At 31.8% G+C, this 18558-nt stretch carries 14 protein-coding genes and 1 CRISPR repeat array; all 14 genes read left to right on the plus strand.

Annotation, left to right across the window (positions count from 1 at the left end):
• Window positions 1-97 precede the first annotated feature (97 nt).
• Genes cas6 through cas2 form a run of 14 tightly spaced genes read left to right on the plus strand, consistent with a single transcriptional unit; the run spans window position 98 to window position 16600 of the window.
• The gene (gene cas6 / locus CHB58_RS08110; RefSeq protein WP_219350107.1) at window positions 98-835 is read left to right on the plus strand and encodes a CRISPR-associated endoribonuclease Cas6; all 738 of its coding nucleotides are present in this window, start codon (window positions 98-100) and stop codon (window positions 833-835) included.
• Between the two features lie 3 nt (window positions 836-838).
• Complete coding sequence (cmr1, locus tag CHB58_RS08115) at window positions 839-2062, plus strand: type III-B CRISPR module RAMP protein Cmr1 (RefSeq protein ID WP_089323607.1); 1224 nt, start codon at window positions 839-841, stop codon at window positions 2060-2062.
• The gene (locus tag CHB58_RS08120) at window positions 2059-3084 is read left to right on the plus strand and encodes an RAMP superfamily CRISPR-associated protein (RefSeq protein ID WP_089323608.1); all 1026 of its coding nucleotides are present in this window, start codon (window positions 2059-2061) and stop codon (window positions 3082-3084) included. Before cmr1 ends, CHB58_RS08120 begins: the two co-directional genes overlap by 4 nt.
• A complete protein-coding gene (locus CHB58_RS08125; RefSeq protein WP_089323609.1) occupies window positions 3085-6714 on the plus strand; it encodes a CRISPR-associated protein Csx11 in 3630 nt (1209 codons plus the stop codon).
• On the plus strand, window positions 6707-7987 hold the full coding sequence (cmr4, locus tag CHB58_RS08130; RefSeq protein ID WP_180706464.1) for a type III-B CRISPR module RAMP protein Cmr4: 1281 nt from the start codon (window positions 6707-6709) through the stop codon (window positions 7985-7987). Before CHB58_RS08125 ends, cmr4 begins: the two co-directional genes overlap by 8 nt.
• Entirely contained in the window at window positions 7980-8576 is a 597-nt protein-coding gene (locus CHB58_RS08135) for a hypothetical protein (RefSeq protein WP_089323611.1), read from the plus strand. Before cmr4 ends, CHB58_RS08135 begins: the two co-directional genes overlap by 8 nt.
• A gap of 2 nt (window positions 8577-8578) precedes the next feature.
• Window positions 8579-9280 carry a hypothetical protein gene (locus CHB58_RS08140; protein ID WP_089323612.1) on the plus strand — a complete coding sequence of 234 codons (702 nt, stop codon included), beginning with the start codon at window positions 8579-8581 and terminating at the stop codon, window positions 9278-9280.
• Window positions 9273-10988, plus strand: coding sequence for a TIGR02556 family CRISPR-associated protein (locus CHB58_RS08145; protein ID WP_089323613.1), 1716 nt, complete (start codon window positions 9273-9275; stop codon window positions 10986-10988). The genes CHB58_RS08140 and CHB58_RS08145 overlap by 8 nt, the downstream gene beginning before the upstream one ends.
• Complete coding sequence (gene cas7b / locus CHB58_RS08150) at window positions 10981-11898, plus strand: type I-B CRISPR-associated protein Cas7/Csh2 (RefSeq protein WP_219350108.1); 918 nt, start codon at window positions 10981-10983, stop codon at window positions 11896-11898. The genes CHB58_RS08145 and cas7b overlap by 8 nt, the downstream gene beginning before the upstream one ends.
• The gene (cas5b, locus tag CHB58_RS08155; RefSeq protein WP_089323614.1) at window positions 11883-12629 is read left to right on the plus strand and encodes a type I-B CRISPR-associated protein Cas5b; all 747 of its coding nucleotides are present in this window, start codon (window positions 11883-11885) and stop codon (window positions 12627-12629) included. The genes cas7b and cas5b overlap by 16 nt, the downstream gene beginning before the upstream one ends.
• Entirely contained in the window at window positions 12568-14853 is a 2286-nt protein-coding gene (locus CHB58_RS08160; protein ID WP_089323615.1) for a CRISPR-associated helicase/endonuclease Cas3, read from the plus strand. The genes cas5b and CHB58_RS08160 overlap by 62 nt, the downstream gene beginning before the upstream one ends.
• Before the next feature lies 1 nt (window position 14854).
• Window positions 14855-15358: a CRISPR-associated protein Cas4 gene (cas4, locus tag CHB58_RS08165; RefSeq protein ID WP_089323616.1), complete on the plus strand. Its 504-nt coding sequence runs from the start codon at window positions 14855-14857 to the stop codon at window positions 15356-15358.
• Window position 15359: 1 nt separating this feature from the next.
• On the plus strand, window positions 15360-16334 hold the full coding sequence (cas1b, locus tag CHB58_RS08170) for a type I-B CRISPR-associated endonuclease Cas1b (protein ID WP_089323617.1): 975 nt from the start codon (window positions 15360-15362) through the stop codon (window positions 16332-16334).
• The gene (gene cas2 / locus CHB58_RS08175; protein ID WP_089323618.1) at window positions 16334-16600 is read left to right on the plus strand and encodes a CRISPR-associated endonuclease Cas2; all 267 of its coding nucleotides are present in this window, start codon (window positions 16334-16336) and stop codon (window positions 16598-16600) included. Before cas1b ends, cas2 begins: the two co-directional genes overlap by 1 nt.
• 191 nt (window positions 16601-16791) lie before the next feature.
• Window positions 16792-18493: direct repeats of the CRISPR family, unit length 30 nt; unit sequence GTTTTAAGCGTACCTCTAAGGAATTGAAAC.
• Window positions 18494-18558 lie beyond the last annotated feature (65 nt).

An 18558-nucleotide genomic window follows, 5' to 3' on the forward strand; every position in this document is an offset into this window, starting at 1 on the left:
AAGTTAATAGCATTTTTCAAACACTCTCGCGCTATCTGGACAAAATTTAGAACTCTTGATAAAATTTATAAAAATATGTTTTAGAGTGGGAAAAGGCGTGAGATTAAAGCTAACATTTGAAGCACCAGGGGGATTAAAACTTCCTTTCCATTACCATTATATTTTGCAGGGATTTGTTTTGCATAACATTTCTCGCCCTCTGGCAGAGTTTATTCATTCTGTCGGGTATGGGAACGGTAATAAGGTTTACAAACTACTTACTTTTTCTAATTTGTATGGCAAAAACAAGGTTTTTAAAAGAGAGAAACAGATATTTTTTCCACAAAGTTTCCACTTCTATATATCAAGCTACGATTTAAACGTTTTATCAGATATTGTAAAACAGCTAATAGGAGCGAGAAATTTAAACATTGCAGGACAGGAAGTTTTTTTATCTTCTATAGAATCTTTTGAAGAATCTATTATAACGGAAAGAGTAATATTGAAAACACTTTCTCCAATAACAGTTCATGAAACAATAAACGGTAAAACTGTATATTACAATCCATATCAAGAAAAATTCTATCAACTTCTAATAAGAAATTTAATAAGCAAGTATAGTGTTATTACAGGACAAGCTTTTTCTGATAGCATAGAAATTTTGCAGATCAAAAATTCAAAATACAGGAAAGTTATAACTTTTTATAAAAATAACTTCGTGATAGAGGCATGGAAAGGAAAATTTGAAATAAAAGCTCCGTTAAAGATTATAGAAATAGCTCTTAAAACAGGATTGGGAGCTCGTAACGCTCAAGGCTTTGGTATGGTGGCAGTTGATAAAAGTGGGGAGAATTAGGAGATGAAAAAAGAAGTAAAAATAGCTTTTAAAACTCTAACACCGCTCTGGACAGGGGATGCAGAAGGTAAAAGTGAAAAATTAAAGCTTACTGGAATTATTGGTTCTTTAAGGTGGTGGTTTGAAGCATTGGTTAGAGGGATGGGATATTATGCATGTGATTCAACTTCCGATAACAAGTGCAAAGTTGAAATAAAAAACCCAGGAGATATTGGCAAAATTCATGAGAAAATGTGCCCTGTATGTTTTCTTTTTGGCGCAACAGGTTGGAAAAGCAGATTTTCATTGAATATAGAAAACGATAATTTGAAAAAGCCTTATGATGGAAAAGTGGTTGTTAAACTCAATGATGGCAATGGGTGGCATTATGAAGCCGGTCTTATGGGAGATGCAACGCTTATTTTTCAGTATGATGAATTCTATTTGTCAAAAGATTTAAATGAAGTATTTCCTTCCATTTTAAAAATTCTTCTTTATTTAATTCAGGAATACGGAATGCTTGGGGCTAAAACTTCTATGGGGTATGGCGTAGCAAGGTTTAAAACTGCTGATAATGAACTTTCAATTAAAGATGGCAATTGGAAGAATTTTACTAATTATTTAGCATTGTTTGATAATAAATTCAATCCTGAACAAATTAATGACACTGAGAGAAAGAGAAAAATTGAAAATAATTTAAAAAATCTTCCTAATCTAAAAGACATGTTTTTTGTGAAATTTAAAATTGATGGAGAATTCAAGGAAATTTTAGAAAATATAAAGCAATTTTATAATCCTGAAAATAAAATTTCTGAAGACTTCAACTGGTTGATAACTTCTCCTGTGGTAAGGAAAGTGATAAGAAAAGAAATAAAATCACAATTTAATTCTAATAATGATTTAAGACACTTTTTAATGGGAAAAGTTAAAGGTAAAAATTCTACTTTTTCGGCAATTCAGGTTTCTCATGTTTACACAAATAACAAGAAATTTGAATTCAGGATTTATGGATGGCTACCTGATAAAAAACCTATTCAAGGCAAGGTGAAAGATGTTTTAAATCTCTTGTCTCAACTCTTCAATGATGTGCCCTGGAAAGGAATATATGACAGTAGGCAAAAAAAGAAAGTTAGCCTTTTGCCGTCAAAAGTTGAAGATGGCGTATGCTGGCAAAATAGCAATTTAAAATTATTGGATAGTTGTAAAAATGTGAAAAACCTATTCCTTCAAGAAGGAGAAAACCAATGAAATACGATTTTTATTCCTTTTTAAAATCTGAGAGAATAGATAGAATTTCATATAATCAGTTTAAAAATAACCAAAATCTGTATTTTATCCATTCCAAACGAGATAAGTTATGGGGTAATAAACCGGGTGGAAATTATTCCTTGTATTTTAAAAGTAAAGGTTTTGTATATAATTTTTGCCCTGATGAAATATGGAAAAGATTAAACACATTGGGAAACGATACCAAGTTGCTAAAAACACTAAAATTCACTTTAACTCTCACTTCAAACCTCTACACAGCATCAGAAAATAATTTCTATTCAATAGATAACCAATTCGCAAAGGAAAAAGCAACAGGACTTCTTGTATTTAAAGGAAGTTCGCTCAAAGGAGCTTTAAGGCAGGCAGCTGTTGAAAACCTTGAAGATGCATTATTAAAAGGAAATTATGGGGAAAAATTTGATGAATATATGAAAGAAAGCGAAGAAACTATCTTAGAAGAGGAAGAAAGCAACAAAGATGATAGATTCTTTTTTAAAAAAAGAGCCAGACTTGTGAAACTTTTTGGAAATGAAAAAGATATAAACTGGTTTACATTTAAAAGTCTCCTTGCAACAGGTGGTATAAAAGATGTTGGTAAAATACAAGCTATTCTTGGAAAAATTTCCAGTGCTTTTGAAAAATATTTAAAACAGAAAAAGGTTGTAAACAGTGAGGGGATTTGCAGAGGAAGGTTAATATTTTCCGATTTACATTTTACAAAGGTAGCCCTTGATGTAATTACACCACTTAAAAGAGAAACAAGAACACCAACATCAGGGCCTATTTATTATGAGGTAGTTCCTGCTGGAGAAAATACGACCGGAGCAATTATATGGTTTCCTTTTGATTTAATTACTAAAGGAAAACTTGATGAAATAGATGAAGAATGGAAAGCAGATAAGAAAGTAGTAAAAAAAGCTTTTGAAAAATTAAAACAAACAGGAATAGGTGCAAAAACAAAGGATGGCTGGGGAAGGTTTGAGATTCACTGGGAGGAATAAATGGCACTAAAAGATTTAATTGATAAAAGAAAGGATGTTCTTTTCGCTGAAATCGGGGCATTGATTCATGATTTGGGTAAGTTGAGTAAGGAATTTGTGGAATATTATGTTGAATCTACTGATCCTAAGACTTGGAAGGAAGACTTACACTCTAAAACAATATTTCCTTCTCATTTAACTTGCATAGATGAACTTCTTGAGCGAATTTTCTGTCAATATAACAAAGGAAATTATGATATAGTTGAAAGAGAGTTATTAAATGTTATTAAAACTAAATTGGAAAAAGCACTTAATTTAAGATTTGATACTAATGATTCATTTCTGAAAGAAGTAGAAAAGAGACTTAAAATTCAGAAAAAGGGGAAAGTCAAATCATTTGCTGAGCTTAAATCAGCTTTAACTCATAAGGGTAAAAAATATTCAGACCAAGGAAAAGGAGAAAAATTAGATGAACTACTGGATCAAGTTTTTAAGCCTTTGATTTATATGGAAAATTTAAAGAAAGGGGTCAAAGAAGTTGGAAATTTCTTTGAAAATGATTTTTCTATCATAAATACCGCATTATGCAATATTCTAAACAATGAAAATATAGCCATATCTAACTTTATAGCAGAACACCATTTCAAAACTTGCATTTCTAATACTATTTCTTTGATTCTGGCGGAGAAAGATGGTGCCGATGGTATAGACTCTGCCATTGACAAAATGGTAACAAACCATAAGATTGCAAAGCAATCAAAAAATTATACTTATATCTCAACCGCCTTCGGGTATGAAAATCAAAAGATTGATTTAACCTTACCGGACACAGACGATAAATCTTTAACCAGAATCAGAAACGATTATGCTGATAAACTTGCAAATATTCTTGAAAATCTAAAAGACATAGAAAATGATCCAGATAAAATTCAAAACTGGATTAACAAAAGAGAAGAGCTTTTAAGAGAAACCAGAAAAGCCTTTTTAAATGCCCTTGGAGAAACAAGAAGACCTGCAAACGATGTAACTTTATGGGATCACTCTTTTTCTGTTGCTTCCCTTTATAAAGCTGCCCTTGCTCAAGTAATAATAGATGGCTGGAAAGCCCCTAAAGATATAAAGTGGAAATTACTTGGTATAAGATTTGATGGAAATGATTTTTACAATGCAGTTCCTAAGATAGGAGATCTCCTTGGCAGAAAAGCGCTTGTGCAAAAAATACTTGATAATATAAAAATCCTTCTTGAAGTTATTATACCAATTGGGAATGAGATTTACAGAGATGAAAACGGCAGTGTTTTTCTCGTTCCTGAGAATTGCGAAAATGAGGAAATTTTAGAAATAGATAACGATGTATGGAATTCCATTAAAAATATAAAATTACCCGTAGAATTGAATTATAGAGGTGAGTGGAATGAGAAAAAATTAGAAAATATTGTATCTGATTGTTCTAATATAGAAGAACTCATTGAAGAGTTATCATCTTTTATTTCTCAAGGAATTATTAAACCCAAAATTATCCTTTCAAAATCATCCCGCGGTGCTTTAAATCTTGGACAAATTCTTTCCGAAGAAAAAAAATGGGAACCTGATGTAGAAAGATTAAAACAGAAATGGAGTGGTAAAAACGAAGGTTATGAAAAGTGCATCGTTTGTAACTTAAGGCCTGTTCCGTTAACAGATGAAGAATATGAAAACTTAATAAAAAGTAAAGATTGGCATGACCTTTCAGAAGAAGAAAAGAACAGTATAAAAGCCTATGAGAGAAAAGAATGCCTTGATTGTCTTAAACTGTCATTAAACAGAGTTGAAGAATGGTATAGAAACGCAAATTGGAAAAGAGGAAATCCTGAAAAACCATCCTTTGACACTTCAATCTGGATTGATGAAGTCGCAGATGAAAACCATAGAATCGCTCTTCTTTATCTAAAATTTGACCTTGAAAAATGGCTTAACGGAGAAATGCTTAATACATTTTTAAGCAATCCTTTGCTTGAAGAGGAGTTTAAAAAACAGTTGGAAAATGAACTATACAATGTGTCAGATTATAATCGCCTTATAGAACTTCTTGAAGAGGCATTTAATAAAAATGACTTTAACCAGAAATTCTCCATAACTAAACAAGATGGCAGCAACTTGACTGTTAAAGACCTCTTTCAGGTATTAATTGGCAAAATTTACGCTACTTCTCCTACTGAATTGTTTCAATCAATTGTTGAAAACAGAGAACCTGATTGGCAGGATAGATACACCTGCCCCTCATGCGCTACAAAAGGAGATAATAAACATAAAGCAGCTGTTTTCCTTTTGCATACAACCCGCAAACATCCTTCATTTGCCCGTTTAAGGAGAATCTGGGAAACAACTAAAAATTTTGGAATTGATATATTTGAAGAAGTAAAAAGAAAACTCAATTCTAAGAAAAGATATGTGTTTGAATTTACAGACTCCCCAAATCTCAAAACCACCCACACATACTATTTCAAAGATGATAAAGATAATAAAGGAGAAATTGTAGTTTTAGAAAACAATAAAGCAGCTGTAATCTCGGCAGCTAAGGAATTTACTCCAAAAAGTGGACAAATCCTTTACATTTTTACTGATAAATTTTTTAAAAATCAAATTGGTAGTTTAAATATCAATAATGTGGAAAATCCAAAACCATATACGCCAATTATTCCCTACCAGTTTGAACCTTCAAATACGATGTTCTTTGTTCCCCTTAAAGAGGTTTGGGAAATCATTAAGCACATTAAGAAGAAATACGAAATTGAATTCAACAAAGTTCAAAACAGACTTCCTATAAAGGTTGGTTTTGTTGCTTTTCACAAAAGAATGCCGATGTATGCCGTGCTTGATACTGCAAAAAGATTGATGGAAACGAATAATTCCCCTGAAATGCTTAAAGTGTGTGAAATTTCTGAATTAGAAACTGAGGAAAATTGTAGATTATTTGAAGGTAAGCTTAGGAATAAAGTTAAAAAAATTAAATTTGATAATGAAGAGATTTATTATTTTTCTTATGCTACCGGTGATCCCAACAAAGAAGACCTTTTCCATCCCTATTTCATAGTGGAGAACAACAACGGATGGAAAGTGCCTATAAGTGAAAGTGAAAATGAAAAATGGAAAATTATCAAGCATGTTAAAAACTTGCAGACAGGCAATAAAGTCTGGTTTTATCCTTCCTATTTTGATTTCGTCTATCTTGATACAAATACAAGAAGGCTTGATGTGGGGAAAGAAAGAAAACACTGGTTATTTAAAGAAAATTCACCGAAACCTTATAGATTAAATCAGATAGATGAATTTGAAAACTTGAGAGAATTGCTGCTTAATAAATTAAAATTGACTTCATCTCAACTTCTTAATGCTTACGGAATGCTTATCGGAAAACTTCAAAATTGGGAGATAGATAAAACTGACAACTTTCCAATTACAGATAAGCCTTTTGAAGAGTTTGTTGAAAATGTGATTTTAAGCATTCCATTTAGATTAAAGCTAAAAGAAGAAACAAAGAAAGGGCAGATTAGCAGGAAAGATTTTGAGTTTTTGAAAAAAGCTATGTTAAACGGTGTATTTTTTGACTTTATTGATATGTGGCATACTGTCTTAAAAAGAAAATTTTATGAGGAGGAGCAAAATGTCTGATACATTTATACCTTTTAAAGCTAAAAAATACCTTGCCATTGCAAAAGAACCTGTATTTGTTGGAACAGGTGGATATAGAATAGGAAGAGTTGATAACACTATAGTTAGAGACCCTGCAACAAATCTTCCTAAAATTCCGGGCTCCACAATTTCGGGAAATGCAAGATATTACAGCTGGCTTTCTTATAAATCGGAAGGTATGAATTTAAATCTTGGTTGTTCAAAAGGTAAGAAAACTGAAGAACAGGACCCTTGCGGAGAATGTCCTGTTTGTCTTACCTATGGTTTTGTTAAAGACAAAAAGGCACATTCAGGGCTTGCCTATTTTTCAGATGCAAGAATTTTATTTTTCCCTGTTTCCACAATGATTGGAACAGTATGGCTTACTTCTGATGAAATTTTAAAAGAATTTGTTGAAACTGGTGGAGACGAAATTTCTGTGGAAAACAACTCTTTCCTTTATTCCCAATCCCTTGAAAGTTCTTTACCCAAAAATGACGAAGGAAAAAAATTTTTAAACTTTGGCTGGATAATGCTTAAAGCTTCTAATTCCATTAATCCTGAAATCTGGAAGATAAAAAAAGATATTGAGAACGATGAAATAACAGATTTAAGCGGTGTCTTAAACAGAGTGGGAACTCGTATTTGCGTAGTTTCAAAAGATGTTTTTCATCACATTGTTAATTCCAATCTTGAAACAAGAACATCTGTTTCTATAAATCCTATAACCGGTGCAGCAGAAAGTGGAGCATTATTTACCTATGAAGCACTGCCAAGAGGAGCGGTTTTTATCCTTGATGTTACTTATGAAAATCCTTCTAACTATATGAAAGATGAATCAATTGAGATAGTAATTGGCACAGTTGAGAAAGGATTTAAACTTTTTTCTTCTCTTGGTATTGGAGGAATGGGAACAAGAGGCTTTGGGAAAATTGAAATTATAGATAACTGGCTTGGTGAAAAGGAATACTTGGAGAAATTAAAGGAATTTATTGGTAAGCTGAATAATAATCTCAATGAATTAGAAACAAAGATTAGTAAAATAAAACAAGAAATAGAAGATGAACAGGATAACAAGAAGAAAGAAGAATTGATAAAAGAGAAAAATAAATTAGAGAAAGAGAAGCAGGATATTGAAGAAAAGAAATCTCTTTGGATAGAATATGTTGAGAAAGTAAAAAAACAAAAAGAAGCAGATGTTAATAACGAGAACGAGATTTTAGATATTCTTAAAGAAATACTTTCCTCAAGCAGGGAGGCTAACAATGAATAAAATCAATCTTGATAAAATTTGCGCTGAATACGGAATGGATTTGTTGACATTTCCTGAAAGTTTATACAATGAGGCTAAAAAGATTTTACAGGGCAGTAATAATAAAGAAGATTTCGAAGGTAAGAATTATGATGACTCAGACTGGAGAGAAAGTTTAAAAGAATTTAAAAATTACAATCTAATTAATCCACTTCAAGATTTAAAAAACAGAGTCAGGAAAGACAATCAATTTGATAAATTAAAAGAAAAACCATCTTCATTTAATTCATCTACTTTTGAAACAGAAATAACTAAAGCCCTTGGAATATTAGTAGAAGACGGCCCTTTTGCCTACATGATATGGCTTAAGTCTCAGGACAGAGAACCGCATAGAGCAATGCTTATCCAGACTGCAAGGATTCTTGCTGAACTAAAAGTTATTGAGAAAATTGAAACAAACGAAAATTTGAAAGAAAGGATAGAAAAGGCATTCCTTAACCTTTCTGGAAAGCTTCCCAAACTCCTTTTTGCAAAAACTGTCCTTGAAAAGATGCTTATTTACGCAAGATACAAGGCAAAGGCGATGGAAAATAAAGTAAGTGAGGGATAAAGATGACTGAAATTGAATATAAATATTTTGAAATCAGGCTTAAAGCCCTTTCTCCTATCTCCATAACAAGAAGAACCTTCAACATCCTTTCTGAAACTTACTGGTTTATTCCTGCATGGACTATGTGGAACGCTTTTGTAAAGCTTTTTGCATTGTTTGAAGGCAATAGAGATTATAAAGATGCTAAAAGTAAACTCAAATCTATCAGATTAACAAATTTTTATATTATAGAAAACAACGAAGCACTTTTTTCTTTTGATGAAACCAACCGTAAAAAATATATTTCTTCCGACCTTAAAAATGCCATCAATCCTCTATCCAATACTTCTCTTGAAGGTGCGTTGTATGAAAGGGAATATATCCATGCTAAAAATTTTATCGGCTGGGTGAAAATAAACAGTTCCGACAGTGATTTAAATACATTTTTTTCCGAATTAAAAGGAAAACTGTTTTTTATAGGAGCTGATAAAAATACAGGTTTTGGAAAAGTTAAAGTTGAAAAAATCAGTGAAATTCAAGTAGAAAAGCCTTCTTCTGATAAAACCAAGCCTAAAAACTTCTTGTTTAAACCAAAAAATAACAACTACTTGCTTCCTGTAGAATCTGACGAAAAAGAATTTTTTCCATTAACCTTGAGAGAATGGGATAAGGAAAAGGGAAGCGGCATGAAAATAGTTCTTATAGAGGGTTCTCAAAATGATTGAAGCCATATATCGGTTCGGTAAGTTTATGGCGGGAGATAAGAAAACTGAAGATTTTATGACAGACAAAGTTGAAGCTGATAGGTTAATTATTTTAGAGTTTGATAGTGATGGAAATTTTATGGGTATTTCAGATACAAGGAACATTTCCGGTATTGAAAGCAAACTTCTTTATAAAAAAGTTAGAGCTTCACGCAGATGTAATTCAAATACGCCAACTTTCTTTTTAAACATTAAACATCCAGAAAAGAGTATCAGATGTCTGGAATCAATTTTTAATTGGCTTAAAAAATACTCAGAGAACATTGTTTGTATTAAAAATTATGAAAAGGTAAAGGAAGAACTTTTAAATTATCTAAAGAATTTTCCACCTGAGAAAAATGAAAAAATTTTATTAACTACAACGTTTAACGGAAAATTTCCAGGAGAAATAGAAAGCATAGTAAAAGCATTTAAAATCGGTTATATGGAAGAATTTGAACCGGTTGAAGGTGTGTGTTCTCTCTGTGGAAAAAGAACTAAAGTTTCAGGAAAAAAATCACCTTATGCCTTTTACACTCTTGACAAGATAGGCTATATATCCGGCTTTTCAGAGAAAAATCATGAAAGGGGATTCCCTGTATGTATAGACTGCTTTTTACTCCTTGATTTTGCTAAAAAGGTTATAGCTTCACATAAATTTTCCCTTACCAAATATGCTCCTTCCTATTGGCTTATCCCGGATCTTGTATTAACCGAAGTAGTTGACGAAAATACACAGGAAGTTTTTAAAAACATATTTGATTTAGAATTCTTAAAAAGGAAGTTAAATCTTACAAATAAAGAAAAACTTAAACTGTCCGATACTGACGAAGATATTCTTGACGTGTTAAAAGAACTTAAAGATACAGTATCTTTTCATTTTATTTTTCTAAAGATAAACAATTCTCAGGAGCAAATAAGGCTTTATATTCAGGATGTTTATCCATCAAGAATAAAAAAACTCTTTGAAGTTAAATCTGCCATAGAGTCTGTTTTTAAACCGGAAAAAGAGTTTACTTTCAGCACTATCGGACAGTTTTTCTGGAAATGGGATAGAAATTCCCGCTCACGTGATTTAGAAGAATTCTTCCTTGAACTGATAGATTCCATTTTCCGAAAAGTTCCGTATTCTGAAAACCTTCTTATTAAAATTCTGCTAAACGGTATAAGACAGACACTTTTAGATGAACTATTAGGAGAAAAACTAAAAACCGCAAACAAAGCTTTTGATGCTCTTCTTTCATATCTGTTTGTTAAAGCTACTACGGAGGAAACTATGATAAACGGACAGTTTGATAATCTTGATAAACTTCTGGAAGAACTTCCGCTACTCAAAACGGAAGAAAGTAAAGGAATATTTTTACTTGGTGTTTTAACTCAGCGTCTTATTGACAAGCAAGCTGCAAGTAGAGACGGCAGTAAACCATTTTTAAAAAAGCTTTCCGGACTTAAAATGAATGAAAGGGGTTTCAAAAAATTGATGACTGAATTAAGAGAAAAAATGGAAGCTTATGAAATTTTTAAAGGTTTTGAAAGGGAACTATTTGATATGGCTTCTGAATATTTTGCAAAAGCCCCATCTCCGTGGAAACTAAATGTAGATGAAATGAATTTCATATTTGCTGTTGGAATGGGAATGAAAAGCAGAATTTATAAAACCATTTTTGAAAAGGAGGAAGAAAATGATTAAAAATCGTAGAGAGTATCTTTTCTTCTATGATGTAACCGATGCAAATCCAAACGGTGACCCCATGGATGAAAACAGACCAAGAATAGATGAAGAAGTTGGAATCTGTTTTGTTACTGATACAAGGCTTAAAAGAGTAATAAGAGATGAACTTGCTGATATGGGAGAAGAGATTTTTATCCGTGAGGAAAGAAAAGAAGATGGAAAATTAAAAACGAAAGAAGAACTTTTGGATCTTTACAATAACGGAGATTACAACGAAATAATAAGAAGATGCATAGATATACGGCTTTTTGGTGGAACATTTGCAGTCGGCGATAACGCAAAAAGCTTTACAGGTCCTGTGCAGTTTAAATTTGGAAGATCTCTTCACAAAGTAAGTGTAAAACTTGTAAAAGGAACAACTGTAATGCCTTCTAAAGAAGGGAAAGGACAGGGAACCATGACAGATTTTTACATTATCCCTTACGGCTTATTTTGTTTTTACGGAATAGCAAATGAAAAAGCAGCAAAAGACACAGAACTAAAAGACGATGATTTAAAAAAAATGACAGAAGCAATGTGGAAAGGTATAAAAGAATCAACCGATGTAATTTCCCGCTCAAAGTTTGGTCACATGCCAAGACTTTTAATAGAAATTATCTATAAAGAAAACACTAAAACACATATGGGTGAATTAAATAGGCTTGTTTCCATTAAAAAACCTGAAACGCTTGACGAACTTGCAATAAGAGATATTGAAGAGATTGAGCTTGATTTTTCAAAATTAAAAAAAGTGGTTGAAGAATATAAAGATAAGATTGAAAAAATCTATTATGCAGTTGATAAGAGACTCAAGTTTGCTGAAGGTTCAGAAGTTGAAAACATATTTGAAGGAATACCATTGGAGAAGTTCCCATGGCTTGCAGAATAATTGCGTTTGATATATGGGGAGAGCTTGCTCATTTCAGGAGATTTTTTACCACATCTTCTCCATTGACTTTTTCCTTCCCACCACCAACCACAGTAAGAGGTATTATTGGATCTATCTTAGGATTTTCAAAGGATGATTATATAGAAATCACTAATCGTTTAAATATCGGTATCAGATTACTTTCTCCTGTAAAGAAAATACGTTTCGGTTTAAACATAGTTTTTACTAAAGGTAGTGGAAAAAAATTTGAGCCCACCCTTTTCAGAGACCGCAAAGGTGATAACAAAAAAACAATTAGAACCCAGATATCAGCAGAATTTTTGAAAGATCCTAAATACAGAATTTTTATATCGGGAGATGATAAACTACTTGATAAACTTTTAGAATATCTACCCTTTCATAAGACCGAATACACAGTTTCCCTTGGGCTTTCAGAATGTCTTGCTAACTTTTCGTTTACCGGAGAGTTTAAGGCTGAGCTTGTAGAAGAAACTTCAGAAATACACAGTGTAATTCCCACAGACAAAGTTTTCAAAATCGACATAGAAACTGACTTAAAGCTTGCGAAGGAAAGAATTCCCGTTTTTATGAACAAAAGAAGAGTTGTTCAAGAATATCAGGATGTTGTTTTTGATATTAAGGGTAAAGATTTAGAAGGGAGATTCAAAAATGTCTTCACAATCAGAGAAACGGGAGAGAACATTCACCTGTTTGCTTTCCCATCCCGATAAATACTTGATAAAGCATCTTCAAAATGTAGCAAAACTTGTTGAAGACACTTTTCCTATTAATGACGAAACCTTAAAGAAATTTGCTGTTTATGTGGCACAGTTCCATGATGTAGGTAAGGCAACACAATTTTTTCAACATTATATAAGAGGAGAAAAGATATTTTCTCAGGAAAAAAATCACTCTTTACTTTCAGCCATCATTCTTTTTTATTTTCTTCGTTATAACATGGATGAAAATCCTCTTTTATCTTTTCTTTCGTATGTTGCCGTTAAAAACCACCACTCTTTCCCTGAAGATGTATTTGAAGATGAAGGGGTTCTTACAGATATAGATTTGCTAAAAAAACAGCTTGATTCGCTTGAAGCTTCAATTTTCTCTGAAATGAAAGTAAAAATTGACCCAAACTCACTAAAAATAAACTTAGAAAATGTAATAAAAGATTTTAAACCTTTTCGTAGTTTAAGTAGATTCAAGAAAAAGTTTGGTGAAGTAAAAGACTATTTTCTTTACATTGCTTTTCTTTCCATCTGTTCTGCACTGCTTTTTGCCGATAGAAAAGATGCAGTTGATGTACCAGAGATAAAATATTCCGATATTTCATACTTGCACTTTAAAAGTTTGATAGATTCCATTCCTGCAAAATATTCTATTGATAAATTACGGCAAAAAGCCAAAGATGCTGTTCTTTCAAAAGTATTTGACCCATCCAAAAGAGTTTACTCTATAAATCTTCCCACAGGTCTTGGGAAAACCTATACTGGATTTCTTTATGCACTTAAAATGAGAGAGATTTTAAAAAAACAAATTGGAAAAAATTTTAGGATAATTTATGCTCTTCCATTTGTATCAATTATTGACCAGAATTTTGAAATTATTAAAGAAAAGTTACAACAGATTACAGATTCCTGCGACTCATCTTTAATAATTAAACATCATCATCTTTCAGAACCAGAATACAGAAAGGATGGAGAAAGTTTACCGTTTGATATTGGAAAAGTGCTGACAGAAGGATGGGAAAGTGAAATTGTGGTTACTACTATGGTTCAGCTTTTCAATGCTATTTTTCCAAAAAATCGTTCTCAAGCTTTAAGATTTTCTCGCCTGCACAATACTATTGTTATTCTTGACGAAATTCAAACAATTCCTCTTAAATATTGGGAGATTTTTTCTCAAATTGTTGAAAATCTTGCTGAAGTCCTTGATTTTTACGTATTATTTATGACAGCAACAAAACCAGTAATTTTCCCAAATTGTGTTGAACTTGCCGGGAAAGAATTTTTTAAAGGTCTTAACAGATATAAAATAGATGTAGATATGGAAAAAAAGACCATTGATGAATTTCTAAGCACATTCAAATTTGAAGAAGATAAAACTTACCTATTTATTCTAAACACAATTAAAAGTTCGCAAGAATTTTATAAAAAGCTAAAAGAGAAAGTTAATGGAGAAATTGAATATATCTCCGCCTCAATCACCCCTTTTGAAAGGAAACAGCGCCTTGCAAAAATAAAAGAAGGGAAAGTTAAGTATCTTGTATCAACTCAGGTTGTTGAAGCAGGAGTGGATATAGATTTTGACGTAGTGGTAAGAGACTTCGCCCCTTTTGATGCTCTAAATCAGTCAGCAGGAAGATGCAACAGAAATGGGGAAAAATCGGGAGCATTCAAAATTATAAGACTTGTCGATGAAAAGGGTAAATTTTACTGGAGCTATATATACGATTCAATTTTATCTTCCTGCACTTATGAAACTCTTGAATGTGTAAACAATTTGACAGAAGAACAGTTTATAAACCTTACTGAAAAATACTTTAAACTTGTTAAAGACAGGGCAGTTGATAATGTAAAAGAATTGGCTTTATTTTCAGAGGCACTTAAATATTTACGATTTTCAGGAAAAAATGGAAAAAGGTTCATAAAAGATATGAATCTTATTGAAAACGATTACGGAATAGAAGTTTTTGTCCAGATAAATGAGAATGCTGTAAACGTATGGAACAAAATGATTGATATAGTTAAAAAGTTGAAGTCTGGAGAGCGTTCATCTTTCAAGGATTATATGAGATTAAAACCAAAATTTTATGAATTTGTCATTAGAGTTAATGTTGATGAAAAATCTTTACGGTTCTTTTCTGAAGAACTTGCTTTTCATTATATTCCTTTCAGGTATAAAGATATCTATTACGGAAAAACTGGCTTAAAAGAACCCAATTTAATATGGTAATATGGATTTAGAAAAAGCATTTATTAACGGAACACTTATCTGGTATTACTACATTTGCAAACGGGAAGTGTGGCTTATTGCCCACGGAATAGAAGCAGAGCAGGATAACAGTTTCATTTCTATCGGCAGACTAATTCATGAAACTTATTATAAAAGTAAAAAGAAAGAGTTATTTATAGACAACAAAATAAAGGTTGATATTCTTGAAAGTAGAAAAGTCATAGGTGAGGTAAAGAAAAGTTCCAGATTTCTGAAAAGTGCCAGAATGCAGCTTGTTTTTTATTTGTATTATATAAAGAAAGTAAAAGGAGAAGAACTTACAGGCGAACTACTGATACCTGAAGAGAGAAAGAGAATCCCTGTAAAACTTACAAAGAAATTGGAGAAAGAGATTGAAACAGCTATAGAAGAGATAGAAGAAATAATAAATCTTTCAAAACCTCCAAAGGCTGAAAAAACTGTCTTTTGTAAAAATTGCGCATACAGAGAATTTTGCTGGAGCTAAAATGAAACAGCCTCTTATAATTTTTAAAAACGGTACAATCAAAAGAGAACAAAACACACTGTTTTTTATTGAGGAAAACGGAAGCAAGCATGTTATTCCTATAGAAGCAATATCAGAAATAGAAATCTTTGGAGAAATTAATTTCAACAAAAGAGTTCTTGAATTTTTAACGAAAAAGAAAATTCCTGTTCATTTCTATAATTATTACGGTTACTATACAGGCACTTATTATCCAAGAGAACATCTAAATTCCGGATATGTAATTTTAAAACAAGCTGAACATTATCTGGACTATGATTTAAGGCTTTTTATAGCAAAAATGTTTGTTTATGGAGCGTATCGCAACACAAGACAAAACTTAATCAACTATAAATGTGATGAGATTGTTGAAATTATAGATTTTAAATCATCTAACATAGATAAAGCTGCAACCATTGAAGAACTAATGGCTATAGAAGGCAACATAAAAGAGGCTTACTACAGCGGATTTAATCAAATTTTAAAACAATTTTCATTTGAGAAAAGAGAAAAACGACCTCCTGATAGTGAAATAAATGCAATGATAAGTTTTGGAAACACCTTACTTTATACAAAAGTGTTGAGTGAAATTTACTTTACCCATCTTGACCCTCGTATAGGTTATCTCCACGAAACAAACAATAGAAGTTTCAGTTTAAATCTTGATATTGCAGAAATTTTTAAGCCTGTTATTGTAGATAGGCTGATTTTTAATCTCGTAAACAGGAAGATTATTAGAAAAGAACATTTTGAAAAAGAAGCAGGAGCATACTTTTTAAACGAACAAGGGAAAAGAATTTTCGTTCAAGCTTTTGAAAGTCGCCTTAAAGATACCATTAAACACAGAAGATTAAATAGAAAAGTCTCACTTCAAAGGCTGATAAGACTTGAATGCTATAAATTGGTTAAGCACTTAATTCAGGATGAAATATATGAACCGTTTGTGATGAGGTGGTAATGTTTGTTATTTTGGTTTACGACGCTGGAGAAAAAAGAGTTCAAAAATTTTTAAAAATCTGCAGAAAATATCTTGTTCATGTTCAAAACTCAGTTTTTGAAGGTGAAATCACAGAAGCAGTATTGAAAATGTTAATAAATGAGCTTAAAACAGTTATTAATGAAGATGAAGACTCTGTATTAGTATATAAATTTAGAACCAAAAAATACTATGAAAGATTATCGCTTGGCATTGACAAACCTTCTCATGAAAAATTTGTTTTCTAACAACTGTCGGGAAAGAAAATTTATTTGATGGCAAGTTAAAACCTTGCCTCCCTAAGAATATCATAATACGCATAAGTTTTTTATAAATATCTTAATAATCATCTCCGACACTTGACTTGCGATATTAAGTAATGATAATATAGATATAAACCTTGACGTTCTTTGAAAAAAGAATAAATTATTTAAATAGGGTTTTAAGCGTACCTCTAAGGAATTGAAACTAGAAATAAAAAAAAAGAAAATGGAGGTAGAAAATGGGTTTTAAGCGTACCTCTAAGGAATTGAAACATAAATGATATATGTAAATGATTGCTTTCTGCTCGGAGGGTTTTAAGCGTACCTCTAAGGAATTGAAACTTTATACAGAAAACAAAATCAAAGGAGGTAAAAAATGGTTTTAAGCGTACCTCTAAGGAATTGAAACTTCAATAAAAGATAAGTTTTTAGAAAAATGTTATAGACTGTTTTAAGCGTACCTCTAAGGAATTGAAACCTGTATCCCTCTTCAACGTATTTCCTAACCCTTTCTTGTTTTAAGCGTACCTCTAAGGAATTGAAACGGGGGTTCTCCGCCATGCATAGCGTATAGTAAACTAGTTTTAAGCGTACCTCTAAGGAATTGAAACACGATATGCGTTGGTGGTGGAAGCTGTTTAAGTTCTGTTTTAAGCGTACCTCTAAGGAATTGAAACCTTCCATATCTAACCTCCTTTCTCGGTTTTCTATATTGTTTTAAGCGTACCTCTAAGGAATTGAAACGTGAGTATAGCGATATAGTTATAGAAAATAAGGATTGTTTTAAGCGTACCTCTAAGGAATTGAAACCGATGCCCTGTTCAAAAATAAAAATAGGGGAGATAAAGTTTTAAGCGTACCTCTAAGGAATTGAAACCGATGCCCTGTTCAAAAATAAAAATAGGGGAGATAAAGTTTTAAGCGTACCTCTAAGGAATTGAAACCGATGCCCTGTTCAAAAATAAAAATAGGGGAGATAAAGTTTTAAGCGTACCTCTAAGGAATTGAAACCGATGCCCTGTTCAAAAATAAAAATAGGGGAGATAAAGTTTTAAGCGTACCTCTAAGGAATTGAAACCGATGCCCTGTTCAAAAATAAAAATAGGGGAGATAAAGTTTTAAGCGTACCTCTAAGGAATTGAAACTAAACATTAATTTATTTACAATTTTATCAATCCTTAAGTTTTAAGCGTACCTCTAAGGAATTGAAACTAAACATTAATTTATTTACAATTTTATCAATCCTTAAGTTTTAAGCGTACCTCTAAGGAATTGAAACTAAACATTAATTTATTTACAATTTTATCAATCCTTAAGTTTTAAGCGTACCTCTAAGGAATTGAAACTAAACATTAATTTATTTACAATTTTATCAATCCTTAAGTTTTAAGCGTACCTCTAAGGAATTGAAACTAAACATTAATTTATTTACAATTTTATCAATCCTTAAGTTTTAAGCGTACCTCTAAGGAATTGAAACATAAATAAAAACAAAGAAAATGGAGGTAGAAAATGAGTTTTAAGCGTACCTCTAAGGAATTGAAACATATATCAATAGCACAAAAATCTAATTTCGTAGCAGGTTTTAAGCGTACCTCTAAGGAATTGAAACCTCTCAGCTCTTTCATCACAAGAGCCATTTTTTAAGTTTTAAGCGTACCTCTAAGGAATTGAAACTTAATATAGTCTTGTAAATTATATGCTGAATATTCCATGTTTTAAGCGTACCTCTAAGGAATTGAAACTTCTTGAACAAAACTTTTTAAAGTTGTCATATATGGTTTTAAGCGTACCTCTAAGGAATTGAAACCGATGATTACGTTCATTGCGAAGACGCTATATATATTGGTTTTAAGCGTACCTCTAAGGAATTGAAACTATAAAAGGAATAAGATGTTATAGGGTGGATATTTTGTTTTAAGCGTACCTCTAAGGAATTGAAA

This window comes from Desulfurobacterium atlanticum (assembly GCF_900188395.1).
GTDB lineage: Bacteria > Aquificota > Aquificia > Desulfurobacteriales > Desulfurobacteriaceae > Desulfurobacterium_A > Desulfurobacterium_A atlanticum.

Excerpts from the sequence above, each read along its gene's own strand:
- cas4 (WP_089323616.1), top strand. The coding sequence starts at position 14,855 with ATGGATTTAGAAAAAGCATTTATTAACGGAACACTTATCTGGTATTAC.
- CHB58_RS08160 (WP_089323615.1), top strand. The coding sequence starts at position 12,568 with ATGTCTTCACAATCAGAGAAACGGGAGAGAACATTCACCTGTTTGCTT.
- cmr1 (WP_089323607.1), top strand. The coding sequence starts at position 839 with ATGAAAAAAGAAGTAAAAATAGCTTTTAAAACTCTAACACCGCTCTGG.
- CHB58_RS08145 (WP_089323613.1), top strand. The coding sequence starts at position 9,273 with ATGATTGAAGCCATATATCGGTTCGGTAAGTTTATGGCGGGAGATAAG.
- cmr4 (WP_180706464.1), top strand. The coding sequence starts at position 6,707 with ATGTCTGATACATTTATACCTTTTAAAGCTAAAAAATACCTTGCCATT.
- cas2 (WP_089323618.1), top strand. The coding sequence starts at position 16,334 with ATGTTTGTTATTTTGGTTTACGACGCTGGAGAAAAAAGAGTTCAAAAA.
- CHB58_RS08120 (WP_089323608.1), top strand. The coding sequence starts at position 2,059 with ATGAAATACGATTTTTATTCCTTTTTAAAATCTGAGAGAATAGATAGA.
- CHB58_RS08140 (WP_089323612.1), top strand. The coding sequence starts at position 8,579 with ATGACTGAAATTGAATATAAATATTTTGAAATCAGGCTTAAAGCCCTT.
- CHB58_RS08135 (WP_089323611.1), top strand. The coding sequence starts at position 7,980 with ATGAATAAAATCAATCTTGATAAAATTTGCGCTGAATACGGAATGGAT.
- cas7b (WP_219350108.1), top strand. The coding sequence starts at position 10,981 with ATGATTAAAAATCGTAGAGAGTATCTTTTCTTCTATGATGTAACCGAT.
- cas5b (WP_089323614.1), top strand. The coding sequence starts at position 11,883 with ATGGCTTGCAGAATAATTGCGTTTGATATATGGGGAGAGCTTGCTCAT.
- CHB58_RS08125 (WP_089323609.1), top strand. The coding sequence starts at position 3,085 with ATGGCACTAAAAGATTTAATTGATAAAAGAAAGGATGTTCTTTTCGCT.
- cas1b (WP_089323617.1), top strand. The coding sequence starts at position 15,360 with ATGAAACAGCCTCTTATAATTTTTAAAAACGGTACAATCAAAAGAGAA.